Source organism: Gluconacetobacter asukensis (assembly GCF_014174375.1).
GTDB lineage: Bacteria > Pseudomonadota > Alphaproteobacteria > Acetobacterales > Acetobacteraceae > Gluconacetobacter > Gluconacetobacter asukensis.
In genome coordinates this window covers 152,362-176,690 of the sequence record NZ_JABEQE010000002.1, presented here as the reverse complement: position 1 = coordinate 176,690, position 24,329 = coordinate 152,362, and the positions used below count along the sequence as shown (strand labels likewise).

16 protein-coding genes are annotated in these 24,329 nt (G+C 65.3%); 13 read left to right on the top strand and 3 right to left on the bottom strand.

Going from position 1 to position 24,329, the window contains the following annotated elements; translation table 11 throughout:
- Positions 1-90: 90 nt before the first annotated feature.
- Complete coding sequence (locus tag HLH35_RS03130; protein WP_182977742.1) at positions 91-555, bottom strand: MarR family winged helix-turn-helix transcriptional regulator; 465 nt, start codon at positions 553-555, stop codon at positions 91-93.
- Positions 556-663: 108 nt separating this feature from the next.
- Here HLH35_RS03130 and HLH35_RS03125 point away from each other — a divergent pair, with 108 nt between their 5' ends.
- The 9 genes from HLH35_RS03125 to HLH35_RS03085 all read left to right on the top strand — a co-directional run bounded on the left by HLH35_RS03125 (position 664) and on the right by HLH35_RS03085 (position 15,952).
- Positions 664-1,746: an FUSC family protein gene (locus HLH35_RS03125; protein ID WP_182977741.1), complete on the top strand. Its 1,083-nt coding sequence runs from the start codon at positions 664-666 to the stop codon at positions 1,744-1,746.
- Positions 1,747-1,772: 26 nt separating this feature from the next.
- Positions 1,773-3,080: a DUF1800 domain-containing protein gene (locus HLH35_RS03120; protein WP_182977740.1), complete on the top strand. Its 1,308-nt coding sequence runs from the start codon at positions 1,773-1,775 to the stop codon at positions 3,078-3,080.
- A gap of 2 nt (positions 3,081-3,082) precedes the next feature.
- Entirely contained in the window at positions 3,083-4,285 is a 1,203-nt protein-coding gene (locus tag HLH35_RS03115) for a DUF1501 domain-containing protein (protein ID WP_182977739.1), read from the top strand.
- Between the two features lie 89 nt (positions 4,286-4,374).
- The gene (locus tag HLH35_RS03110) at positions 4,375-5,361 is read left to right on the top strand and encodes a lysophospholipid acyltransferase family protein (protein ID WP_220790512.1); all 987 of its coding nucleotides are present in this window, start codon (positions 4,375-4,377) and stop codon (positions 5,359-5,361) included.
- A 301-nt stretch (positions 5,362-5,662) separates the two neighbouring features.
- Positions 5,663-7,156 (top strand): cytochrome P450, encoded by a 1,494-nt coding sequence (locus tag HLH35_RS03105; RefSeq protein ID WP_182977738.1) that lies wholly within the window; start codon positions 5,663-5,665, stop codon positions 7,154-7,156.
- A 362-nt stretch (positions 7,157-7,518) separates the two neighbouring features.
- Positions 7,519-10,047: a TonB-dependent receptor domain-containing protein gene (locus HLH35_RS03100; protein WP_182977737.1), complete on the top strand. Its 2,529-nt coding sequence runs from the start codon at positions 7,519-7,521 to the stop codon at positions 10,045-10,047.
- A gap of 69 nt (positions 10,048-10,116) precedes the next feature.
- Positions 10,117-12,042 carry a CocE/NonD family hydrolase gene (locus tag HLH35_RS03095; protein WP_338029279.1) on the top strand — a complete coding sequence of 642 codons (1,926 nt, stop codon included), beginning with the start codon at positions 10,117-10,119 and terminating at the stop codon, positions 12,040-12,042.
- A 97-nt stretch (positions 12,043-12,139) separates the two neighbouring features.
- Positions 12,140-13,171, top strand: a complete 1,032-nt coding sequence (locus tag HLH35_RS03090) for a redoxin domain-containing protein (protein ID WP_182977736.1) — start codon at positions 12,140-12,142, stop codon at positions 13,169-13,171.
- 354 nt (positions 13,172-13,525) lie between these two features.
- Entirely contained in the window at positions 13,526-15,952 is a 2,427-nt protein-coding gene (locus HLH35_RS03085; RefSeq protein WP_182977735.1) for a TonB-dependent receptor, read from the top strand.
- 147 nt (positions 15,953-16,099) lie between these two features.
- Here HLH35_RS03085 and tldD read toward each other — a convergent pair whose 3' ends face one another.
- Complete coding sequence (tldD, locus tag HLH35_RS03080) at positions 16,100-17,560, bottom strand: metalloprotease TldD (RefSeq protein ID WP_182977734.1); 1,461 nt, start codon at positions 17,558-17,560, stop codon at positions 16,100-16,102.
- A gap of 232 nt (positions 17,561-17,792) precedes the next feature.
- Here tldD and treA point away from each other — a divergent pair, with 232 nt between their 5' ends.
- Positions 17,793-19,595 carry an alpha,alpha-trehalase TreA gene (gene treA / locus HLH35_RS03075; protein ID WP_408870085.1) on the top strand — a complete coding sequence of 601 codons (1,803 nt, stop codon included), beginning with the start codon at positions 17,793-17,795 and terminating at the stop codon, positions 19,593-19,595.
- 547 nt (positions 19,596-20,142) lie between these two features.
- Here treA and HLH35_RS03070 read toward each other — a convergent pair.
- The gene (locus HLH35_RS03070) at positions 20,143-21,243 is read right to left on the bottom strand and encodes a COX15/CtaA family protein (protein WP_182977733.1); all 1,101 of its coding nucleotides are present in this window, start codon (positions 21,241-21,243) and stop codon (positions 20,143-20,145) included.
- A gap of 164 nt (positions 21,244-21,407) precedes the next feature.
- On the opposite strand from HLH35_RS03070, the gene HLH35_RS03065 reads away from it, so the two are divergent.
- The 3 genes from HLH35_RS03065 (at position 21,408) to HLH35_RS03055 (ending at position 24,300) form a co-directional block, all read left to right on the top strand.
- The gene (locus HLH35_RS03065; protein ID WP_338029278.1) at positions 21,408-22,100 is read left to right on the top strand and encodes a TVP38/TMEM64 family protein; all 693 of its coding nucleotides are present in this window, start codon (positions 21,408-21,410) and stop codon (positions 22,098-22,100) included.
- Between the two features lie 179 nt (positions 22,101-22,279).
- Positions 22,280-23,620: a multidrug effflux MFS transporter gene (locus HLH35_RS03060; protein WP_182977732.1), complete on the top strand. Its 1,341-nt coding sequence runs from the start codon at positions 22,280-22,282 to the stop codon at positions 23,618-23,620.
- A gap of 149 nt (positions 23,621-23,769) precedes the next feature.
- On the top strand, positions 23,770-24,300 hold the full coding sequence (locus tag HLH35_RS03055) for an adenine phosphoribosyltransferase (RefSeq protein ID WP_182977731.1): 531 nt from the start codon (positions 23,770-23,772) through the stop codon (positions 24,298-24,300).
- Positions 24,301-24,329: the final 29 nt, after the last annotated feature.

The following is a 24,329-nucleotide window of genomic DNA, read 5'->3' as shown; positions in this document are numbered from 1 at the left end:
GAGGGGGCGGGAATGAAAGCGGGGTGCCGATGTCTTTTTGGTTCTTTTTCCTCGGAAAAAGAAGCGGTTCATCCTCGGATGAGCGAATCTTTAAAGAGGCTGTTCCGTGCGGCTCGGATCGTTCTTTTCGTACCAGGCCAGTTTCGCGAAGATGTCCTCGCAGGCCAGCAATCTGTTGCGCTCTTCCTGTGTCAGGGCGTGGGTCATGGCGTCGGCCAGCCATTCGCGTCGTTTTTCCATGTCGGCCGACAGGGCGCGCAAGCCGTGTGGGGTCAGCGACAGGATGATTTCCCGCCGGTCCGCCGGGTTGGGCTGGCGTGCGATGTAGCGGCGCTGTTCCAGCGCGGCGATGGTCCGGGTGAGGGATTGGGGCTGCAATAGCTCGTGTGCCGCGAGCCGGGCGGCCGGCATGGGGCCGAACCGGTAGAGCGTGCCCATGATGCCGATCATGGTGAGAGGCACGGACTCCTCCGGCCTCTCGCGGCGGAGGCGGCGCCCCAGCCAGAGCATGCCGCTCATCAGCCGGGCGATGTCGCGTGTGTGTATGTCTGTCATTTGGTACGTACTGCGTATCTTCTGGACGGTCATATGCTACGCATAGCGTATGGGTTCGCGTATGCCCATGACAGCAAAGAGGCTGGCCCCGTGGGTTTCAAGAGCCATATGGCTGACATGCTGCGCCTGGATCGGCAGGCGGAACTGCGATGGCTGGAGGTCGTGGTTTCCAGTGCGCTGATCGTGCTGCCGATCGTGTTCGGCCTTCTGGCGGGGCAGGAGCGGGCGGGGCTCGCGGTCGCGATGGGGGCGATGCTCGGCAGCAATGCGACGCGCCATGGGTCTGCGCGGGCGCAGGGGGAAGAGATCGTCCTGATTGCGCTTGCGCTTTTTCTGGCCTGTCTGGTCGGCGTCGGTATCGCCGGCTGGGGCGGCTGGGCCGATTTGGCGTTGTGGGGTGTCATGACGCTTGCCGCATTGTGCGGCAATTTCGACCGGATTGCCGCGCTCGTCTGTGGCCGGTTCATCGTCTTTGTCGTGATCCTGACCGAGATGGCCCGGCAGGCGCGTCATCCGCATGCCATGGTCGTGCTGGTGATGGCGGGGGGTGTTGCGGCGGCGTGCCTGGTCTCCGTTTTGGGGAGAGGGGCGCCCGCCTGCGTTTTGCCGTCCCGCGATATCGGGCTGGGGGCGAAGGCCGGACGATGGGTCCGGTCGTTTCGCAGCCTGTCGTCCTGCCAGTTTCCGCTCCGGCTCTCCGTCCTGATGGCGCTGACGCTGTCGATGGATGCTCGCTGGCCGGATCGGCATCTCCTGTGGGCGGCCTTGACCGTGGCGCTGCTGTGCCGGCGACCGTTGGACCCGGTTCCGGTCCGGGCCTCGCAGCGTGCGCTTGGCGCATCGCTGGGCGTGCTGCTGTCGTGCGTCTTCCTGTTTCATGATCCTTCGCGGGAGGAATTCATGCTGTTCCTGACCGGACTTGGCGTTGCGGGCATGGTGGCCAGGAAACAGAACTATATGCTCTACAGCATGGTTACGACGCCGCTGATCATGATTCTGGTCGGGGGGAAGAGCATCGGTGAATCGATCCTGGTCGACCGCCTGATCGCCACGATCGTTGGTGCGGGGCTGGTTGTCGTGGTGAATATCATCGTTGCAAGAATGATAAGAGCTTATGAAAACAGGATATCTGGCCCTCGGGGCTCTGATGGGCGGGTTCCTGCCATAAAGCGGCCCCATGCTGTAGAGTAATGGAGGCATGGGGGCGGGAGAGTGTCATGCAGCTTTCCGGTGTCATCAACCGGTTCGGTTGGGGCGAACGCGGCTTGGATCTGCCGCAGGAGGCCTCGCGCGACTGGCTGGCCGCCCAGCTCCAGGGGCCGGATGAGGCCCGTTTCACGGGGGTTGGCGATACCGCCGACGGGCTGATTGCCCAGCGTACGCAGCAGAAGGAGAAGCTTCAGGGCGATCCGCTGATCAAGCCGATCCTTCGGGCCGAGATTGCGACCCAGCTGGACGGCCTGCTGATGACCGGGCAGCCGTTTCGCGAGCGGCTGGCGTGGTTCTGGTTCAACCATTTCACTGTCAGCCTGCGCCAGGGCAGCACGCGCGGCGTGGTGGGCGCCTATATGCGCGAGGCGATCCGCCCGCATGTGACCGGGCGTTTCGAGGACATGCTGCTGGCCGTCATGCGTCATCCGGCCATGCTGATGTATCTGGACAATGCGTCTTCCATCGGGCCGAACAGTCCGGCCGGGCGGAAGAGCCACAAGGGCCTGAACGAGAACCTGGCCCGTGAATGCCTGGAGCTGCATACGGTCTCGCCCGCCGCCGGTTATACCCAGGCCGATGTGACGGCGTTCGCCGCCATCCTGACCGGCTGGGGCATCGACATGCAGGCCGACAGGCCGGGCTTCGTCTTTCGCGGCAAGGCGCATGAACCCGGTGCGAAAACCCTGATGGGGCAGGTGTTTGCCGAAGGCGAGGAAGGCGGGCTGCAGGCGCTGCATGTCCTGGGCACGCATTCGGCGACCTATCGCCACATCGCGACCCAACTGGTCGGCCATTTCATCTCCGACACGCCGGCACCGCGCGATGTCGCGCGGATCGTGTCGGTCCTGCGGGCCAGCGGGGGCGATCTGGGCGCGGCGTCGCTGGCGCTGGCCGACCTGCCCGATGCCGGCCGGCCCGGCGGCAAGTTCCGCTCGCCGATGGATTATGCCACCGCGGTCATGCGCGCCCTGTCGCTGGGCGGTGCGCCAAGCGGCCCGGACGACCCGCATGCCCCGGCGCATATTCTGCTCGATGCCTTCGCGAGGCTGGGCCAGCCGCTGTGGACGGCACCGCTGCCGAACGGATGGAGCGACCGGGCGGCGGACTGGTCGGCCCCGGCCGACCTGCTGGCACGCACAGATTGGGCCTGGCGCATGGCGGCGCATGTCCGCTCGGGCGATCCGCTGGATATCGCCCATGCCGCGCTGGGACCGGCCCTGCGCCGGCCGACCGTGCTGGCGATGCGTCAGGCGGGATCGCGGCAGGACGCGCTGGCCCTGCTGTTTTCCTCCCCCGAATTCCAGAGGCGCTGACCATGATGCTCCGTCGCCGTTCCGCCCTGCTGGGGCTTGCCGCAAGCTGGACCTGCGGGCGTGCCTCCCTGGCCCTCGCCGGGTCCGGCAGCGGACCGGATGATCCGCGTCTCGTCGTGATCATCCTGCGCGGCGCGCTCGACGGGCTTGCCGCCGTCACGCCCTATGGCGACCCCGACATTGCGACGCATCGGCAGGGTCTTCTGCTGCCGCAGCCGGGGCGGGAGGGAGGATTGCTGGATCTGGGCGGCTTCTACGGCCTGCATCCCGCGCTGGCGGGGATGCATGATCTGTATGGCGTGGGACAGATGCTGCCGATCCACGCGGTGGCCGGGCATTATCGCAGCCGGTCGCATTTCGAGGCCCAGGATTACCTTGAATGCGGCGCGGACCGGCGGCTGGATAGCGGGTGGCTGAACCGCGCCGTTGCAGCCCTGCCCGGGCGCGGGCACCGCCTGGACGGCTACGGGCTGGCCATGGGCCTGTCCGTGCCGCTGATGCTGCGCGGGCCCGCGCCTGTCGGCACCTTCGCCCCGGCCGGCAGCCAGCATCCGGACCCGGCACTCTACAGCCAGATCGCGGCGCTCAACGCGGCCGATCCTCTCACCGGGCCGGGTTTTCGCGATGCGCTGAGGGCGCGCGGCTTCTCCGATTCCGTCATGCAAGCGGCCGCGCCGCCTTCGGGCGACGGGCACAGGCCGGACCCGTTTTCCGTCCTGTCCGCCACCGCGGGCCGCATGTTGACGGCCCCGAACGGCCCCCGTGTCGCGGCGCTGGAGATCGGCGGCTGGGATACCCATGCCGGCCAGGTCGGCCGCCTCAAGGGGCCCCTGACCCAGCTTGATCGCGGCGTGCAGGCGTTGCGCGGGGCGCTGGGGGCGGACTGGAGCCGGACGGTCGTGCTGGCCATGACCGAATTCGGGCGGACCGTGCGCATGAACGGTACCGGCGGCACGGACCATGGCACGGCAACCGTTGCTCTCCTCATGGGCGGGGCCGTTGCCGGGGGGCGGGTCGGCGGCATATGGCCCGGCCTGCGGCAGGATCAGCTTTTCGAAAACCGGGACCTGGCGCCCACGACCGATCTGCGTGCCGTCGCGGCCGGGGTGCTGTGCGACCATCTGGGCGTGCCCGGCGGCGCGCTGGCGCGGATCTTTCCCGGGACGAGGGTCGAGAGGATGCATGGGCTGGTGCGGGTCGCCTAGGAATTGTTTTTTCATCGTGACGGACGGATAAGGGCGGTCTGATCGGTCTCGCCCACACATGTTCCTTCCGATGCACAGGTCCTCCACCCATGTCCCTGATGGTGCCGCCTCCGCCGCCGAGCAAACGCAAGGCGTGGACATACCAGCCGGCGGCGAGGCCCGCGCTGGCCGATCTGCTGGCCGGCGGCGAGGCCCGTCAGCGTTTCCTGCGCTACTGGGTGCGGGATAATCGCGGAAACCTCTTTGACCTGGCGTTCTTTTTTACATTCAGGATGGTCCCGGCCGCCCTGTGCTCGCGCTTCGGTGGGTGGCTGGGGCGGGTGCTTGTGCCGCGTGCCTATGTCGTCCCCCTGCAGCGGGCCCGGGCCAATCTTGAAACGCTCTTTCCAGACCACGCTTCGGATGCCATCGCGGGCATGGTGGATGCCTATGTGGACTCGCAGGGGCGGCAGATGGTCGAATATTCCGCGGTTTCGCGCCTGGCCCGCAGGCCGGGCGGCGTGCGCCGCGTCGGTGTGGACCATTTGCAAGCGTGCCAGGATGGTCCGGTCATTTTCATGGGGCTGCATCTCAGCAACTGGGAAGTTCTGATGCAGTGCCTGACCGATCTGGGGTTGAAGGTCTCGCTCAATTACGATCCGCCCCGCAGCCGGGCCCGGCACTGGATCGTGCGGTATGTGCGCACGCGCGCGGGGATCGCGCTTCTGCCGCCCGGCCGCCAGGCCGTGCGGCCCGCCCTGCGTGTGCTGGAAGAGGGCGGGCAGCTCCTGGTGTTCTGCGACGAAGGGTTCAACGGCCAGATTCGGGCGCCGTTCCTGGGCCGGGCCGCCAATCTCCAGACCAATTATGCCCTGGTGGCGCGCCTGGCCCGCCGCACGGGCGCGCGGATCTGCCCGGTTTATCTGACGCGGGAAGCGGGGGTGCGGTTCACCCTGACGATTCTGGAACCTTTCGTGCTGGATGGCGCGGCGTCATCCCTGCTGGACGATGTCGAGCGCCTGAACGGGATTGTGGAACCGCTTGTGCGCATGCATGCGCCGCAATGGTATTTTGTCGATAATCGCCTCGTATCCTGACGATCCGGCTGCCGGCTCCCGCCGCCAGTGCGCATGTCCGGACAGGTTCTAAAACGGTCAAATTCTCATGGATTTGACTGGGCGGAGCCTGTCGTTCCAAAGAATTCGCGCAATATGATCCTTGTATGGCTTCCTCAAGGGAGGGCGAGGCGTGGATGGATGTTATGAGGAATTTTGATAAAAATACACTATTACTTTTTCGAAATGTGACGGCAACCGGGAAATTCGCCTCATTTATTGACATCTCTGGCGGGTTGTGAATGAATGCTCGGTCTCCGATAGAGGTGTCAGGGGCTTTTTGATGCGCGCACGGTTCCTGCAGCCGGTCGAGATTGTGGAACATGTTTCCGACCACGTCCTGGAACCGGTACATGCCGCGTATTATGCCGGACCTCCGGGAAAATATCTGAATCTGCTGCTGCAGGCCCGGCAGGATTTTCTCTCGATATGGCGCAGGAGCGACTATCAGGAAAAAGTGTCGCAGATCCGGATCCTCGGGCGCCAGATCGTCCTGGTGAATGCGCCCGAGGTGATTCGCGACATCCTGGTGAAACGGCGCGACAATTACGAGCGCAAGAGCCCCCAGATGCGGCGGGCGCTGGAATATCTGCTGGGCGACGGGTTGTTCATTTCCGACGGCCCGACCTGGCGGCAGCGGCGCGCCCTGGTCTCGGACATCGTGCACAAGGACCGTGTTCCCGCCTTCAGCCCCATCATCGAGCGGACCGCCCTGGAAATGGCGCGGCGCTGGCAGCAGATCCCCGATCGGACCACCATCGACATCCTGCCCGAAATGGCGGCGCTGACGGCGGAGATCATCTCGCGCAGCGTGTTCGGCCAGGAACTGGGCCATGCGGACACGGCCGAAGTGTCCGAAAGCTTCACCCAATATCAGGCGCTGGTGGACTCGACCAATCCCGGATATTTCCTGGGGCTGGACGAGGGGCTGCCGATGATGCGCACGCCGGCCCTGCGGCGCGCGGTGCGGCGCCTGCATCATGTGATCGACCGGATCGTCGAGGATCATCTGGCCGGCCGGGGCAGCCATAATTCGATGATGGAGCTGCTGATCCGGCGCCAGAAGCGCAACCCCGAACTGGGGCTGGACGCGGTGGCCCTGCGCAACGAGGCGGCCACCATCTTCATGGCCGGGCACGAGACCACGGCGGCGACGCTGACCTGGGCATGGTATCTGCTGGCGCGGGCGCCGTGGGTGGAACGGGCGGTGCATGAGGAAATCGCCGCCGTGTGCGGCGACCGTGCTCCGACGGTGGAAGACCTGCCGCGCCTGCGCTGGTGCCAGGCGGTGATCGAGGAAACCCTGCGGCTTTATCCCCCGGTGCCGATCCTGGCCCGCCAGAATCGCGATGCGGACCAGATCGGGGATATCGCGGTCCGCCCCGGTTCGCTGATCCTGATCGTGCCGTGGCTGCTGCACCGGACCGAAAGCCTGTTCGAGGCCCCGCATGAATTCCGGCCCGAACGCTTCATGGACGGGGGGCGGCCCGAACCCTACAGCTACATCCCCTTCGCCAGCGGCCCGCGCGTCTGTCCGGGCCAGCATTTCGGCATGACCGAGGCCATTCTCTGCCTGGCCATCCTGGCGCAGCGGTTCCGCATCGTCCTGCCGCCGGAGCAGAAGATCGTGCCGCAATGCCGGCTGACGCTGCGGCCGCGCGATGGCCTGCCGGGGATGCTGGTCCACCGGCAGCGCGGCCCCACAGGCGACACCGTGACTTCCCCGCCCGCGCGGGAAAGGGAGATGGCGGCTGTCGGCTGTCCTTACTCCGCCTGACCGGCGGCCGGACGGTGTGACCGGTTCCACGGGGCCGTATTCCTGATGTTCTGACCTGGGGCAGGTCAGCGACGCCGGTGCCTGCCGGCATCCGTGAAATCATCATCGACGGCGCGTGTCCCTGCCGCGCGCGGCAGGGGCCTTTCAAGGCACCCTCTTGGAGCCTCTTAACCTCAGGTTATGAGAGAAGGTTCTTTTTGATCGTTGACGGACAATATTATTGCGCCGTAACGTTACGGTAATCTAATAAAGTCTATTCAGACAAAGAGTTAACGCGGCATGGCTCATCCGGCACCAGGCGCTCGGATCGGGCCGGAGGATTGCCGTGTCGGCATATGGCGCATCTGGCAGGAGAAGATGAAATGACTGTTCGGCGGTGGTCGACGCAGGGCTCGCGTGTCAGGGCCGGGTTGCTTCGCACAACGGCGATCGCGGGCCTTGCGGTGGTTTCGGTCGTTTCCTCGGCGGGCGCCGCCGAAGTCACGACGCCTGCCCATAAGCAGAATGCGAAGAAGGCGCATCAGGGCGCGGCGGCGCAGGCGGTCACGGCCGGTTCGGCGCGGCCTGCCGCCGCGCAGCATCCCCGCCGTGCCGCGCCGGCCCATGACGACCCGGAAGCGATCCAGGTCGAGGCATCGCGCGTTCGCAGCCATGGTGCCGAAGTCGCCGTGACGCGTGCGGTGATGGATCGCTTCGTTGCCGGCACGAACCCGATGCAGATTCTCTCCCTGACGACACCGGGGGCCAATTTCGCTTCGACCGATGCCTTCGGCCTGGATACGTACGGCAATACGTTCTACGTGCGCGGCTTTACCCAGATGCAGATCGGCGCGACGCTGGACGGCATTCCGCTCGGCACCCAGGGTTTTGCCAATTATAATGGCGTGTCGATCACCCAGGCGATGATCCAGGACGATCTGGCGGGCATGACGATGTCGCAGGGGGCCGGCGCGCTGGATTCGTTCTCGGCGCAGAATCTCGGCGGCGCGATGACCTACACGACCTCCGACCCCAAGGACAAGGCCGGCGGCAAGATCAGCCAGACATTCGGCAGCTACAATGCCTATCGCACCTATGGGCGCGTGGACAGCGGCATATTGAACCCGACCGGCACCAAATTCTATGCCTCCTTTGCCCGCACCAATACGAATATGTGGAAAGGGTGGGGCTATCAAAGCGAATTGCAGGCCGATGCCAAGGTCGTGCAGCCGGTCGGCGATCGGGGCAGGATAACCGCCTTCTTCGGGTACGGTAATTTCACGCAGGGAAATTACCTGACCATGACGAAGAACATGTGGGAAAAGATGGGCCGCTATTCGACCTATCTGAAGCCGGATTACGAAAAGGCCAAGCTCTGGGCCTATTATGCGCAATATACCAGTGATGTCCCGCCGGGGTACGAGGGTATCCTGTCCAATGACGAGATCGGCGATTATGCCTGGGATGCGTCCCAGGTGCAGCGCACCTATCTCTCGGCGGTCACGGGGCATTTCGACCTGCTCAGGAACCTCGCCTCGGATACGGTCGCCTATGGCGATATCAGCAGCGCCATCCATGGCGGGACCAATAATTTCGTGACCTCGCCCAGCTATGGGGTGCCGGCCCTGCTGGCCGACGGTACGGTCTCGGGCGTGCCGATGGCCTTGCAGATGGCCCATGCCGCCATGCGCCGCCTGGGCTTCACGCAGAAATTCTCGATCGAGGCGCCGCACAACAACCATATCGATACCGGCCTGTGGTACGAGAACAACCAGTGGATCTATAACGAGCGCCTGTATGAAGATTATCTGACCGACGCGCATAACTGGAACTCGGACTTCAAGCCCAGCCAGGCCCATACGTGGTTCGACGATACGTACAACACCAATACGTTCCAGTTCTTCCTGCAGGATCGCTGGACGATCATCCCCGGCATGACCCTGCTGGCCGGGTTCAAATCCCTGACCCAGACGACGCATGGCGGAACGAAGAAGGATTTCACCAGCCAACTCGATGCCGAAGGCTGGAACACCTATTATCGCCATGCCGCGAACGGCACGATGACCGCGTCGTCGGCTTTCCTGCCCCATTTCAACTTCGATTACCATTTTCTCGATCACCATGAATTCTACTGGGATATCGCAGAGAATATGCGCGCCTACGATTATTACTCGCAGACGCAGAGCGGCACGGCGTGGGGTGGGCTGGGCAATTCAACCCTGACGGCCCAGCAGGTCTTCAATGCGAACACGAAGCTGCTGCGTCCGGAGCGGACATGGAACTATATCGTCGGATACCGGTATGATTCGCGCATCTTCTCGGGATCGGTCGATTTCTATCATACCGATTACTACAACCGCCTGGCTTCCATCACCGAAGGCAGTGCTGCGACGGCGCACAGCGCGTACCTGAATGTCGGGCGGGAGACCATGAACGGGGCGGATGTGATGGCGACGGTCCGCCCTGTGCGGGGGCTGGAAATCACCAACAGCTTCAGCTGGAACGACGCGGAATATCAAAGCCGCTCCATCAACTATGGCGGCACGACATACAGCCTGAAGGGCAAGCACCAGGTCTATTATCCGAAGTTCATGTACAAGGCGAACCTGAACTATACCTGGCGCCAGGTGATGTTCAATTTCAACGCGAATTATATCGGTTCGCGCCCCATGACCTATCTCAACGACCAGTATATCCCGGCCTATTGGGTGACGAACCTCAACCTGGCCTATAATTTCGGCCGGATCGGCTTCACGCAGAACCTCAAGGCCACGCTGGGGGTCACCAACCTGTTCAACAAGAATTACATCGGCGGTGTCTATGGCGCGGCGTCGGTGTCGGGCGATGACAACGCCAACCTGTTCGTTGCGGCGCCGCGCGAATATTACGGCACCGTCTCGGCCGAATTCTGATGCCGCTTGCAGGCCGGGCCCGCATGGCCCGGCCTGCTGTCCCTGCCTGCGCCCGAGGATGAGTGTCGCGTGAGAAAGATCCTGCTGCTTTCGGCCTGTCTTGCCATCCTGCCATGGACGGCCATGGCGGGGGAGCACGCCGTCTCCGGCGGTGGCATCGCCCCTGACATGCCGGAACATTTCCAGGTGGAGGATGTCAGCTTCGATCATGTCCGCCGGGATGTGATGATTCCCATGCGGGATGGTGCGAAGCTGCATACGGTCATCATCATTCCCAAGGGGGCCCATGGTGCGCCGATCCTGCTGACGCGCACCCCCTATAATGCCGACCACATGGTCGCCTTCGCCTCCAGCGGCAATATGGGGCCGATGCTGGAAGGCTATGACAACATGCCGGATGTGATCGCCGATGGCGGGTATATCCGCGTCATCCAGGATGTGCGGGGCAAATACGGGTCGGAGGGGCGGTATGTGATGAACCGCCCGCTGCGCGGCCCGCTGAACGGTACCTCGGTCGACCATGCCACCGACACCTGGGACACCATCGAATGGCTGGTGCATAACCTGCCTGAAAGCAACGGCAAGGTCGGCATTATCGGCGTGTCCTATGACGGCTATACCGCCCTGACCGCGCTGTTCCATCCGCATCCGGCGCTGAAGGTCTCGGTGCCGATGAACCCGATGGTCGATGGCTGGATGGGCGACGACTGGTTCCATAACGGCGCGTTCCGCGAGGAAATGCTGCCCTATATCTACGAGCAGGACGGCACGCCGAAGAATACGGCCACCTGGTGGGCCAGCCAGTATGATTCCTACGACGTTTTCCTGCGGGCGGGTTCGGCCGGGGCGGCGGGCCGTATGCGCGGCATGGAGCAGATCGGCTTCTTTCGCCAGATCCTGGCCCATCCGGCCTATGACGATTGGTGGCAGCAACAGGCGATGGACCGGCTGCTGCCGCGCGAGGGGCTGGCGGTGCCGACGCTGCTGGTCCACAGCCTGTGGGACCAGGAGGATAATTACGGCGCCATTGCCCTCTATCATGCGCTGGAGAAAGATCCGGCGGCGGCGTCGCATCTCTGGTTGGCTGTCGGCCCCTGGAGCCATGGCGGCGAGATCCGCGAGGCCAGCACGATGGGGCCGGTCAAGCTGCGGTCCGACACCGGACTGTATTTCCGCAAGAATATTCTGGAACCGTTCCTGGCCCATTACCTCAAGGATGGCAGCGTCCCGCTGCCCGCGCGCGTCACCGCCTTCCGCAGCGGCGACAATATGTGGGAGAGCGTGGACGCGTTGCCGCCGCGGGACTGCGCTTCAGGCTGCACCACCCTGCATCTCGAACCCGGCCAGGGCCTCGGCCTGCAGGCGCCGCCAGCGTGGGCTGGGATCGTGCGCTATGTATCCGATCCCGATCATCCGGTGCCGTATGTGGCGCGGCCTGTCGTCTCGAAGGGGCGTCCGGGTTCGAACTGGCGGGACTGGCTGGCGACCGACCAGCGCAACATGGCGGCCCGCCCCGACGTGCTGAGCTTTACCTCGCCGGTGCTGACGGCGCCGTTCGTCGTCCGTGGCCAGCCGCATATGCATCTGACGGCTGCCACGACGGGCACCGACGGCGATTTCGTCGTGAAGCTGATCGACGTCTATCCGGATGAAGTGGCCGATCAGCCCGAAATGGGCGGGTATCAGCTCATGATCAGCGCGGACATCCTGCGCGGCCGCTATCGCGAGAGCTTCGCGCAGCCGCATCCCATTCCGGCCAATGTCGCGCAGGCCTATGACATGGTGCTGCCGCTGGCGAACCATACGTTCCTGCCGGGGCACCGGATCATGATCCAGATCCAGTCGAGCTGGTTCCCGCTCTATGACCGCAATCCGCAGACTTATGTGGACAATATCTTCCTCGCCCCCAAGGACGCCTATCGTCCGGCCACGGTCAGCGTGGATATCGCGCAAAGCTGGTTGGAGGTTCATGGGGCCCCGGTGAAGGCGCCCTGATCGTTCGCCGCCTCGGGGGACGCTTTTTCTCTCTTGTGCATCCGATGCCGCTTCGCGCAGATTTCGTGCCTGCGTGTTCGCGGCGAAGGATCATGACATGAACAGGCGATCCCTCGCACCCGGTGATCCGGCCCCCTGGTTCACCCAGCGCTGCACCACGCCGTCGGGCCGGTACAGTTTCGATATGGCGGCCGGCCGTTACAACCTGCTCTATTTCTTTCCCTCCGCTGCCAGTCCCGAGATCGGGGAGCGGCTGGGGCATCTGGCGGGCGACCCGGTCTTCGACGGGGTCCGTTGCCAGTTCTTCGGCGTCAGCGCCGATCCTGGCGACGAAGTGGCGGGATTGCTGCGCGCGAAGCCGCCGGGGGTGCGGCATTTCCTGGATGCGGACCGTCTGGCCGCCGACCATTATGGTGTGCCGGCCGGCGGCAGGAGCCTGGTGCTGGTCGATCCGATGCTGCGGATCGCCGCGATCGCGGACGATACGCTCTCCTCGATCGGGCAGATCCTGTCCTTCCTGCGTCATCTCCCGGACCCCCTGGCCGTGCAGCGGCAGGTGCCAACGCCCGCCCTGATGCTGCCCGGCGTATTGGAGCCCGCGCTCTGCGAGATGCTCATCCGCTATTTCCATGCGCAGGCCAGCGTGCAGTCGGCCATCTTTACCGAGCAGGAACCGGGGCGCTCCCTGCCTGTGACGGATATCGGCTTCAAGAGCCGACGGGACTGCGTGCTGCGCGATCCGGCGCTGGTCGCCCGGCTTCAGTATCATGTCATAAATCGTATCGTTCCGGAAATATCAAAATATTTCCAGTTCCAGGTCACGCGCATGGAACGCATGATCGTGGCCTGTTATGACGCCGCCGATCATGGGTGCTTCGGCCCGCACCGTGACAATACGGTTACGGCCACGGCCCATCGCCGCTTCGCCGTCTCGATCAATCTCAATGACGATTTTGACGGGGGTGGACTGAGCTTTCCGGAAATCGGTCCGGCGCGATATACCGCCCCCCTGGGCGGGGCCATCGTGTTTTCCTGCGCGGTGCTGCATGCGGTCGCGCCTGTGACGCGTGGCCGCCGCTATGCCTGCCTCCCCTTCCTCCATGACGCGCCGGGCGCTGCGAAGGCCTGATAGCCTGTCGGGAAATGTGGGCTGGCGGCGATCCGACGCGCATTTCATGCGCTCCGATGCCCGGAAACACACGATGGACGCGGCCCTCGCGCGCCGCTCCCGCTCGCCTGCGCGCATTTCCCAACAGGCTCTGATGAACTGGGCGTTCAGTCGGCCGAAACGATGCAATTTTGCAACAGGCTCCGGTGAAGGCGATCGGCCATGATAATGGCAGTTGCTTGCGAAAGCTGGCTGCTGATACGAGCTTGACGGAGTGGTCAGGTTTCCCGGAACTATTGTGAGTCTTCGATGAGTCCGGGGGCTTTTGTTGCTTCTTCCCCTTATGAAAAGAAAAAGGCCGTCCTGTACATGTACATGGTCACACGTCTTCGCCTGAGTATTCTTCTTGCCAGCACTGCCGTCGCCGGTCTGAGCGGCGTGGCGGCGCGTGCCCAGACGACCAGCGTTGCCCCCAGTGCCACGGCAACGGTGACGCCTGCAGCTTCGGCGGCCGCGCCGGCCCAGGGCGAACCGCAGGCGGAGGTCGTCAACGTGACCGGTCGTACCGCGCTCACCCGCTCGCCCGGCGCGGGACTGATGCGGGTTGAAAAGGACCCAAAGGCGATCCAGACCATCACGCGCGACTTTATCTCGAAACAATCGCCGACCACGAACATCCAGCAGATCCTGAAGATGCTGCCCAGCGCCAACGTGATGGATCAGGATTCCTTCGGCCTGTACTCCGGATCGACGATGATCCGCGGCCTGGACCAGACGAATATCGGCTGGACGCTGGACGGCATGCCGCTGAACGATATCGGCGGCGGCCAGTTCTATTCGAATGAAGTGCTGGAAGCCGAGGACCTGGAGACGGTTTCGCTGCTGCCCGGTTCGGTCAATCTCGACAGCCCGATCGTCAGCGGTGCCGGCGGCCTGGTGGCCGCGACGATGAGCAATCCCTCGCACAAGATGGGCGGCCTGCTCGATATCTCGTTCGGTTCGTTCGACATGACGCGCCAGTTCCTGCGCCTGAATTCAGGCGATATCGGCAATAGCGGCGTGCGGTTCATGTTCGCCTTCAGCCATACCCAGGCCAACAACTATCGCGGCCCCGGTCTGACCGAGAAATTCCATTACGATTTCAAGCTGGTGAAGGATTTCGAAAACGGCAGCCATACCGGCCTGACCGTGTCATACAACGACCAGGTCAGTGATTTCTTTCTGAACCCGAGTCTGTCGCAATATCGCACGACCGGTTACAGCACGAACTATGACGCCAATTACGGCGGCGTGACGGATACCGGCTATTACAAGCTGCACGTCAACCCGTTCCGCAACGTCGTCGCCGTCCTGCCGACCCATATCGTCATCAATTCGCGCCTGTCGATCGATGACACCGCCTATTTCTGGCATGGTATCGGCAACGGCACCGGCGCTTCCACGCTGACCGAAGGCAAGACCTATTACGGTGGCCGGTATGTGCCGATCGACCTGAACGGCGATGGGCGGGTGACGAACGGTTCCACCTATCTGGCGCTGACGCCCTCGAACCAGGAGCAGTTCCGCCCCGGCAATACGATCAAGGTCAATTACCAGCTCGGCAGCCATCATCATCTGACGGCCGGCTGGTGGTATGAATATTCCAACCTGCTGCAATATTCGCCCGTGGGTATGGTCAACCAGGCGACGGGCGAGCCGTTCAATGTCTGGGGCACCGATGCGCTGATCAAGATGCCCAACGGCCAGCCCTATAATTATCGCGACTTCCTGAGCCTGTCGCAGATCAACATGCTGTTCATCGGTGACAGCATGGATTATTTCGACCGCAAGCTGCATATCGATCTGGGCTTCAAGGAAGCCATGATGACGCGCCGGGTCTATAACTACGTCACGGGCCCCGGCGGCACCTACGATCGCAACCTGCATGTGGCCGAGCCGCTGCCGCAGATCGGCATTGCCTGGAACTTCAACCGCCACCATCAGATTTTCGTGGATGGCGCGACGAACTTCAAGGTGCCGTCGAACACCTCGCTCGTTGACTATTACTCCAATACCTCGGCGGCGCAGACCCAGCGTGGCGGGGCTTCGGCGCCGCAATATTCGATCTCCGAGGAAATCGGCTATCGCTATAACGGCGATACGGTCATCGGCAGCGTGTCCTTCTTCAACTACAACATGACCAATCGCCTGCTGACGCTGACCCAGTATGATTCGGCGGGTGGGGCCAGCTACAGCCAGACCGTCAACGCCGGTGGGCAGACGTCGCGCGGTGTCGATGTGCAGGTGTCGACACGCCCGATCCTGTATCACCTGCGTCCCTATGCCTCGTTCGAGTATCTGGCCGCGCGGATCGACAACAATATCGGGACGACCAGTGTGCGCAACGGCGTCACCATATCCGATTACCTGCCGACGGCGGGCAAGACCCAGATCAACAGCCCGAAAGTGATGGCCTCACTCGGACTGGATTATGATGACGGGCGCCTGTTCGTGGGTGCGCAGATCAAATATGTCGGCAAGCAGTACGCCACGCTGATGAACGACAGTTCGATCCCGAACTACATCACCGATGCCGTCAATATCGGCTATCGTTTCGGCAGCCTCGGCTTCCTGAAGTCGCCGCAGATCCAGCTCAACATGACCAACCTGACCAATGCGAAGTTCCGCAGCGGTGTCTACACGTTCCAGAACACGCTCAATGGGACGACGGGGGTGAGGGGCGGCACCATTGCCGGTGCGCAGCCTGTCTATTACCTCCAGACGCCTTTCACGGCGGTCGTGACGGTTTCGACCGGCTTCTGATGCATGCGGCGCCCTTCGGGGCGCCGTTCAGGGAAATCCGAGTTCTGAAAAAGCCTTTCAGCGAACGGGTTCGTTGAAAGGTTTTTTCATGTCCGAGAGGCGCGGAAAAGCGTCATCCTGCTCGTCCTGCGCCATGAAGATGTCTCCTTATTTTCCCGTGCCGCCGACCGTCAGGCCGGTCATCTTCAGGGTCGGCTGGCCGACACCCACCGGCACGCCCTGCCCACTTTTACCGCAGGTGCCGATGCCGGGGTCAAGCGCCATGTCGCCGCCGATCATCGACACTTTCGTCATCGCGTCGGCGCCGTTGCCGATGAGGGTGGCGCCGCGCACCGGTGTGGTCACGCGGCCGTCCTCGATCAGATAGGCTTCCGAGGCCGCGAAGACGAACTTGCCGGAGGTGATGTCCACCTGGCCGCCGCCGAAATTGACGGCGTACAGGCCGCGTTTGGTGGAGCGGATCATCTCCTCGGTGGTGGCGTTGCCGCCCAGCATGATGGTGTTGGTCATGCGCGGCATCGGTGCGTGGGCGTAGGATTGGCGCCGCCCGTTGCCGGTGGGGCGCACGCCCATCAGCCGCGCGTTCATCCGGTCCTGCAGATAGCCGGTCAGGATGCCGTCCTCAATGAGTACCGTGCGGCCGGAGGGCGTGCCCTCGTCATCGACCGTCAGGCTGCCGCGCCGCTCGGGCAGGGTGCCGTCATCGACCACCGTCACGCCGGGGGCGGCCACGCGCTGGCCCATCAGCCCGGCGAAGGCGGAGGTGCCCTTGCGGTTGAAATCGCCTTCCAGCCCGTGGCCCACGGCCTCGTGCAGCAGGATGCCCGGCCAGCCGGCGCCCAGCACCACTTCCATCTCGCCGGCCGGGGCGGGCACGGCATCGAGATTGACCAGGGCCATGCGCAGGGCTTCGTCCACCGCGCCTTTCCACACCGCTTCGTCGAGCAGGCGGGTATAGGCATAGCGCCCGCCCATGCCGTGGCCGCCGCTTTCGCGCCGTCCGTCGCGTTCCACCACCACCGACACGTTCAGCCGTACCAGCGGGCGCAGGTCGGCGACGCGGGTGCCGTCGCCCCGGACGATCTGCACCGCCTGCCATTCCGCCACCAGCGAGGCCGAAACCTGCACCACGCGCGGATCGCGGCCCCGGGCGTAAGTGTCGAGCGCCGACAGCAGGGCGGCGCGCGAGGCGAAATCGGTGTCGCCCAGGGGGTTGGCGTCGCCATAGAGGCGCTGGTTGGTGGCCTGCGGGGCCGCCGCCATGGTGCCGGAGCGGCCGGCGCGCACCTGCGTCACCGTGTCGGCGGCACGTTTCAGGGCGGATTCGCTCAGCTCGTCGGAATGGGCGAAGCCGGTTTCCTCGCCCAGGATCGCGCGCAGCCCGAAGCCCGACGAGGTGTCGAAGGTGGCGGTGCGGATCACCCCGTCATCCAGCGAGATGAATTCGCTCTCGCGATATTCCAGGAACAGTTCGCCGTCATCCATGCCGTCCAGCGTGCGGCGCACCAGCGCCTCGGTCGCCGACCGGTCGAGCGTGGCGCCCGCGCGGTCGAAGAACAGCCGGTCGGTCGCCGTCAGCGGATTCAGGATCTGGTCGGTCAAGGTCATCGGGGGCGGACTCCGGACGGTGCGCGGGAACGGGAGGGCAGGGTGGGTGGTGCCCTGCCGGAATTCATAATCGTATTCCGATGTGGGGCGAAAGCGTGCGCTTGACCAGTGCCGCCATCGTCCGTCCTTGGGATGAACTTCACGCCATCCGGGTCGTTTTTCTTATGCGCCCTCGGCACCGCAGGGCATTCTGTCCTGCCAACATGCTGACCGAACGAGGATTTCCCGCCTGGTGACGCTTCATCTTCCGGTGCGACGCGCCGTCTGGCCCGGTCGCGGTTCCGCCATGCCCCGCCGCTGCCGCCGCGCGATGTCGCGCGGGGGGATGCTGCTGGCCGCCTGGCTGGCGCTGCCGGTCACGCAGCCGGCGTCGGCGGAGCCCGTCATGGCGTCCGCGCCCGCATCGGCGCCCGCGACGCTGCCTGTCACCGCACCGGCCGCCGATCTTCTGCCGCCCTCGATCGCGCTGGACGGGCTGTTTGCCGCCATTTCCGCCGCCCATATCTTCGCCGATGCCAAGACGGCGGCCGATGCCGTGCCCGACCGCGCGCCGGGCGACCTGCTGGCGGCGTATGAGCAGGCGAAGGCGCAATCGGGGTTCGACCTCAACAGTTTCGTGGCCCAGCATTTCTCGGTGCCGCAGCAGCGCCTGGTGTCCTATCGCCGGCATCAGGACGAGAGCGTGCGCGAATATATCGATGGCATGTGGGATGTGCTGAGCCGGCCGCCGGACCGGCCGCCCGCCTATTCGTCGCTGCTGCCGCTGCCCCAGCCCTATGTCGTGCCCGGCGGGCGGTTCCGCGAGCTTTATTACTGGGATTCCTATTTCACGCTGATCGGGCTGTCGGAAAGCGGGCGGTTCGACCTGCTGCGCGGCACGGTGCGCGATATTGCCTCGCTGATCGACGGCTATGGGCACATGCCCAATGGCAGCCGCACCTATTATCTCAGCCGGTCGGAGCCGCCCTTCTTCGCGCTGATGGTCGACCTGCTGGCGCGGCATGACGGGCCGGACGCCTACACGACTTTCCTGCCGCAATTGCAGCGCGAATATGAGTACTGGATGGAGGGGGCCGATGGGCTGGCGCCCGGTACGGCCCATCGCCGCGTGGTACGCCTGGCGGACGGAACGGTGATGAACCGCTACTGGGACGACCGGGACACGCCGCGCGACGAGAGCTATCCGCAGGATATCGCCACGGCCGCCGCGTCCGACCGGCCCGCCGCCGAGATCTATCGCAACCTGCGTGCCGGGGCGGAAAGCGGGTGGGATTATTCCTCGCGCTGGCTGGCCGACGGCCATACGCTGACCACGATCCATACCACCGACCTGTTGCCGGTGGATCTGAACAGCCTGATCGCGCATCTGCAACAGACGCTGGCCCATGCCTATGGCCTGCGGGGGGACCAGGCGCAGGCACAGCGCTACGCCCAACTGGCGACCGAGCGGATTGCCGCCATCCGGCGCGTATTGTGGGACCCGGCCCAGGGTGCGTTCTTCGATTACGACTGGAAAAAACAGGCGCTGTCGCCGGTTCTGTCGGTGGCGACGATGGTGCCGCTGTTCCTGGAAGCCGCGACGCCCGAGCAGGCGCGCATGGTGGCGGCGACGGCGCGGGCCCGGCTGTTGCGGGCGGGTGGGCTGGTCACGACCGAACAGGCCACCGGCCAGCAATGGGACGCGCCGAACGGCTGGGCGCCCGAGGAATGGATGGCCATCATGGGGCTGGTCCGCTACGGGCAGGACGATCTGGCGCGGGAGATCGCCGCCCGGTGGACGGTGCGGGTGGTCACGACCTACCAGAAATCGGGCGTGCTGCTGGAGAAATACGACGTGGTGGACCCGTCGGTCAGCCCGATGGGCGGGGCCGGGGGCGGCGAATATCCGATGCAGATCGGCTTCGGCTGGACCAACGGCACGCTGCTGGGCCTGATGAACCGCTATCCGGCCATCGTTCCGCCCTCGGTGCCGGTGCCCAATACGCCGCCGCCCAGCGTTGCGTCATCCAACGCCCCGCCTTCAGAGCGGGACTGAAAATTCGGGCGGCCTTGGAGAGCCTGGGCGGAAATGTGGGCTGGTGAGCGAGAGCAGCCCAAAGGGCCGCGCCCGGCGTGTGTTTCCGAGCATCGGAGCGGAATGGCCTTGATGGCCATGAGCACCGAAACGCAGGCAACGCGCGTCGGATCGCCTTCAGGGCATGACTGAAAATGCGGGCTGGAACGTGGGCGGGGGTTGGGGAGCCTGGGCGGAAATGTGGGCTGGCGAGTGAGAGCGGCCCAAAGGGCCGCGCCCGGCGTGTGTTTCCGAGCATCGGAGCGGAATGGCCTTGATGGCCATGAGCACCGAAACGCAGGCAATGCGCGTCGGATCACCTTCAGGGCATGACTGAAAATACGGGCTGGAACGTGGGCGGGGGTTGGGGAGCCTGGGCGGAAATGTGGGCTGGCGAGCGAGAGCGGCCCAAAGGGCCGCGCCCGGCGTGTGTTTCCGAGCATCGGAGCGGAGTGGCCTTGATGGCCATGAGCACCGAAGCGCAGGCAACGCGCGTCATCGCCGCCAGCGCGCATTTCCGCCCAGGCTCTCAGACGCGGCCGACGCCGCGTAGGCGGTGCAGCGCCACGATGGCGACGGTCAGCAGGACGGCGCCCCAGGTCTGGTGCACGGTGCCGGCCCAGGCGGGCACGACCAGCAGCAGGGTGGTGACGCCCAGCGCGTACTGGATCAGCACCGCCCAGCCCAGGAGCATCAGGATGTCCTGCGCCTTCTTGCCCAGTTGCGGCGTGCGCAGGCCGCTCAGCACGGTGCCGCCGATGACCAGCGCGGTCACCGTCGCCAGCAGCCGGTGGTCGAACTGGACGGCGGGAATGTTGGCGAACCAGTTCAGCCAGAACGGCGACAGCTTGGCATAGCCCTGCGGGACCAGGTGCCCTTCCATCAGCGGGAAGCTGTTGTAGGCGAAGCCCGCATGCGTGCCGGCGGTGAAGCCGCCGGCGATGATCGTCAGGCCGATCAGGAACGTGGCGGCCCAGACCAGCCGCTTGGTGCGCACCACCGCGACCGTGGCGGGAATGAACGGGGCGACCGGCGTGCGCACCGACAGCGCCGTCCACAGGATCGCGATATAGAGGGCGAAGGCGCAGCACAGATGCAGCACCAGCCGCACTGGCTCGACCGCCGTGCTGTTCTGGTCGAAGCCCGAGGCGACCATGAACCAGCCCACCGCCCCTTGCAGCCCGCCCAGCACGAAGAACAGCAGCAGCCGCGCGATCAGGCCGCGTGTCAGCGCGCCCGTGACCGCGAACCAGATCAGCGGCACCAGCAGCACCAGCCCGATCAGCCGGCCCCAGAACCGGTGGGTCCATTCCGCCCAGAAGATCTTCTGGAACCCGGCGAGCCCGAACCCGTCATGCAGGATCTTGTATTGCGGGATGGTCTGGTACAGCGCGAACTGGCGCTCCCATTCCGCATGGGACAGCGGGGGGATCATGCCCGTCACCGGCCGCCAGTCCATGATCGACAGGCCCGAGCCCGTCAGGCGCGTATAGCCGCCCAGCGCGATCATGCCGATCAGCATGAAGCAGATGACGAACAGCCAGGTGGAGATGCGCTGCCGGTTGCGGGACGAGAGGGACGAGGCCCCGTCGCGGCGGGCGGCGGATTGCGGAATGGTGTGTGCGGACATGAGGTGGATTTAGACCCGCCTTGCCGCCGGTCGCAAGCCGATGCTAGTGCATGGCCCATGCGTTGCCCGCCAGGGTGCGGCGCCTCCCGTCACGCCATGAATGATTCCAGCATCGGACCTGACGCCGTGGCCTCTTTCCTTCCCTGTCCTGACCGGCGCCCTGCGTGACCGATCGCCTCGTTGCCCCGTCTTCCCGTGCCGACGGGCTGGCCGTGCTGGTGCGGCCGGCACTGATGGTGGCGGCCTGCGTGGCGGTGGGGCTGGCCCTGCGCTACGCGCCCGGCCTGCGGGGCGTGCTGGGCGATACCGCCCTGCTGCGCGACGGCATGGGCGGGCGGCTGGTCTTTCTGCTGGCCGGTTCGGCGATCTGTGCCGTGGGATTGCCGCGCCAACTGGTCTGCTTCGCCGCCGGCGTGTCCTACGGCGCGGCCGAGGGCATCGTGCTGGCCAGCTTTGCCACGCTGGCGGGGGCGGCCGGCGGGTTCGGCTGGGCGCGCGGGGTGGGGCGGGCCGGCGTGCGGCGGCGCCTGGCCGGACGCCTGGCCCGGCTGGACGGGTTTGTCACGGCGCATCCCTTCACCGCCATCCTGACCATCCGCCTGCTGCCCGTGGGCTCGGCCCTGATGCTCAACCTGCTGGCCGGGGTTTCGGGGGCGGGGTTCGTGCCGTTCGTGCTGGCGACGCTGCTGGGCAGCCTGCCGCAGACGGTGGTGTTCGTGCTGCTGGGCGGCGGGGCGCGGATCGGCCATGGCTGGCAGGTGGCGCTGGCGGCGGTGCTGTTCGCCGGGTCCGGCGCGCTGGGCCTGTGGCTGGCGCGGCGCATGGCGTCGCGGGAGAATGCCCCGGAGGTGCCGTGAACGTGCCATCTTGTAGCCCTGTTCCGCCCGTCTGATCCGGGGACACGGGCCGCCTTGCCGGGGGCTGTTGCGCGTATGCACAGCGTCAGGCGAAATGCAGCCTTACAGTATTTATATGATGAAAAACGGTGACACGCTGAGATAGTAGGTCCCGACGATCTCTATATGGAGTGCCGCTGATGGCGCCATCCGCGATAGCCGCGAGATCCGACGATGCCCCTGCCACTGCTTCCGCTTCCCGGCCCATGAACTGGATCGCCATCCTGCTTGGGTTTCTGACGGCTGTGGGGCCGGTATCGACGGATATCTACCTTCCCGCCTTCCCGGCGCTGGAAGCGTCGCTGCACGCCCCGGCGGGCTCGGCGGAAATGACCCTGGCGATCTGGTTCGTCGGCCTGGCGATCGGGCAGATGACGATGGGGCCGCTGTCCGACCGGTTCGGGCGGCGCATGCCCATGCTGCTCGGCACGCTGGTCTATACGCTGGCCTCGGTCGGCTGCGCCATGGCGGGCGATATCTGGACCTTTTCCAGCTTTCGCCTGCTGGCGTCGCTGGGGGCGTCGGCCAGCCTGGTGATTCCCAGTGCCTGCGTGCGCGACATCTCCTACGGCAACGAGGCCGCGCGCCTGATGTCGCGGCTGGTGCTGGTCATGGGGGTGGTGCCGGTGTTGGCGCCGACGCTCGGCGGCTTCGTGCTGTCGTTCACCACCTGGCGGTCGATCTTCTGGGCCTCGGCGGTCTATGGGCTGGTCTGTACTGCCCTCGTGGCGCGGGTGCTGCCCGAAACCCTGCCGGAGCGCGAGCGCAGCATCCTCTCCCCGCTTGCGCTGGCCACCCGTTATGTGACGCTGGCGCGCGACCGGGGGTTCATCACCAATGCCATGATCGCCGGTTTCGGCTGCTTCATGTCGTTTACCTATCTGTCGGCGGCGCCGTCGGTCTTCATCCATCTGTTCGGCTTCACGCCGGCCGGGTTCGGCATGCTGTTCGGCGTGTTCGCCGCCTGCATGATCGGGGCCTCGCAGCTCAACGGCATGCTGGTGGGGCGGATCGATGCCGGGCGTATCCTCGGCATGTCGGTGGGTACTGCGGTGCTGGGCACGGTGGGGATGCTGGTGGTGTCGGTCGTCATGGCGTTTGCGATCCGGGGTGGGGCGGTGCCGCACGGGATCGCCCTGGTGCCGCTGATCCTCGCGATGATGGTCGCGCTGGGCACGACCGGCATCATCGGACCGAATGCCGCCGTGGGGGCGATGGCCGACCATCCGCGCCTGGCCGGCAGTGCCGCCGCCTTCATCGGCACGCTGCAATATGTGCTGGGCGCGGTCGCCGGCGCCTTTGTCGGCATGCTGCCGCGCACCACGCCGGTGCCGATGTCGGGCGTGATGCTGATGGGGGCCGTCATCATGCTGCTGATGGTCCTGCTGCGGCCCGCGCGCCCGGCAGGCGAGGCGGCCGAGACGGCCGATACGGTCCATATGGATGGAGAGGCACCGGGCGCCCCGCCCCTGGTCCATTGATATCCATTGATGCCGGCCGCCGCCGGGCTTGCGGGCGATGGCGGCGGCGGGCTAGCTACAGCACGGCGGTTTTTCCGGCCCGGACGACAGGTCCTGGCCGGCTTTCGCCATGGAATTCGGTTTATTACGGGATGGATTTGGACACGGACATGACGACCGCCACGATGGACCTGAAGCAGCACATTCGCGGCATTCCGGATTTTCCGAAGCCGGGTATCCTGTTCTACGATATCTCCACCCTGATGCGGAACGCGGATGCGTGGCAGGTGGCGATGGGGCGGGTGACGCACCAGGTCGCCCCCTGGGCGCCGGACATGCTGGCCGCGATCGAATCCCGCGGGTTCCTGACCGCCGCCCCGCTGGCCAGCCGGCTGGGCTGCGGCCTGGTGATGCTGCGCAAGCCGGGCAAGCTGCCGGGCGAGACGGTCTCGCATTCCTACGAGCTGGAATATGGCAGCGACACGCTGCACATCCAGGCCGACGCCATCGTGCCCGGCCAGCGGGTGGTGGTGATGGACGACCTGCTGGCGACCGGCGGCACGCTCGCGGCCTCGGTCGCGCTGCTGCGCAAGGTCGGCGCGAATGTCGTAGGGGCCTCGGTGCTGGTGGAACTGACCGCGCTGGGCGGACGCGCGCGGCTGGATGTGCCGGTCAAGGCCCTGGTCTCGTACGACGACTGACACTGTCCCCGGCCGCCCCGGCGGCCGGG

What these genes read in the sequence shown, in the direction of transcription:
- HLH35_RS03130 (WP_182977742.1), bottom strand. Translation starts at nt 555, where the DNA reads ATGACAGACATACACACACGCGACATCGCCCGGCTGATGAGCGGCATG.
- HLH35_RS03125 (WP_182977741.1), top strand. Translation starts at nt 664, where the DNA reads ATGGCTGACATGCTGCGCCTGGATCGGCAGGCGGAACTGCGATGGCTG.
- HLH35_RS03120 (WP_182977740.1), top strand. Translation starts at nt 1,773, where the DNA reads ATGCAGCTTTCCGGTGTCATCAACCGGTTCGGTTGGGGCGAACGCGGC.
- HLH35_RS03115 (WP_182977739.1), top strand. Translation starts at nt 3,083, where the DNA reads ATGATGCTCCGTCGCCGTTCCGCCCTGCTGGGGCTTGCCGCAAGCTGG.
- HLH35_RS03110 (WP_220790512.1), top strand. Translation starts at nt 4,375, where the DNA reads ATGTCCCTGATGGTGCCGCCTCCGCCGCCGAGCAAACGCAAGGCGTGG.
- HLH35_RS03105 (WP_182977738.1), top strand. Translation starts at nt 5,663, where the DNA reads ATGCGCGCACGGTTCCTGCAGCCGGTCGAGATTGTGGAACATGTTTCC.
- HLH35_RS03100 (WP_182977737.1), top strand. Translation starts at nt 7,519, where the DNA reads ATGACTGTTCGGCGGTGGTCGACGCAGGGCTCGCGTGTCAGGGCCGGG.
- HLH35_RS03090 (WP_182977736.1), top strand. Translation starts at nt 12,140, where the DNA reads ATGAACAGGCGATCCCTCGCACCCGGTGATCCGGCCCCCTGGTTCACC.
- HLH35_RS03085 (WP_182977735.1), top strand. Translation starts at nt 13,526, where the DNA reads ATGGTCACACGTCTTCGCCTGAGTATTCTTCTTGCCAGCACTGCCGTC.
- tldD (WP_182977734.1), bottom strand. Translation starts at nt 17,560, where the DNA reads ATGACCTTGACCGACCAGATCCTGAATCCGCTGACGGCGACCGACCGG.
- HLH35_RS03070 (WP_182977733.1), bottom strand. Translation starts at nt 21,243, where the DNA reads ATGTCCGCACACACCATTCCGCAATCCGCCGCCCGCCGCGACGGGGCC.
- HLH35_RS03060 (WP_182977732.1), top strand. Translation starts at nt 22,280, where the DNA reads ATGGCGCCATCCGCGATAGCCGCGAGATCCGACGATGCCCCTGCCACT.
- HLH35_RS03055 (WP_182977731.1), top strand. Translation starts at nt 23,770, where the DNA reads ATGACGACCGCCACGATGGACCTGAAGCAGCACATTCGCGGCATTCCG.